This window comes from Chryseobacterium sp. SIMBA_029 (assembly GCF_046535275.1).
GTDB lineage: Bacteria > Bacteroidota > Bacteroidia > Flavobacteriales > Weeksellaceae > Chryseobacterium.
The window spans coordinates 1-249 of record NZ_JAWRXA010000656.1 but is presented as its reverse complement, the minus strand read 5'-3'; the positions used below and the strand labels follow the sequence as shown (position 1 = coordinate 249).

The window sequence follows — 249 nt, the reverse complement described above, 5'->3', positions numbered from 1 at the left end:
CCTTCCAGAGCATAACTCTCCAAAACCTTGTTGATATCTTTCTTAGTATTGATCTTTGATAAAAGCTCGTGAACGAAAAGCCCGATTCTTACTTTTTCATTCCTCACCTGATAGTTTTTGGATGGAGTGGCAATTTTTATAGAAGTACTATTCTCATTTACATTCTTTAGATTTTGAATATTCTGTGTCTTAAAAGATGAACTTTTAGTCTTTGAATGCTTCTTCAGCATCTCAGGATTTACTTCATAC

The 249-nt window shown here is 33.3% G+C and carries 1 protein-coding gene; it reads right to left on the bottom strand.

Annotation, left to right across the window (positions count from 1 at the left end):
• Positions 1-249: hypothetical protein (locus SB679_RS25605; protein ID WP_410705178.1), on the bottom strand; the 249-nt coding region annotated here is incomplete at both ends.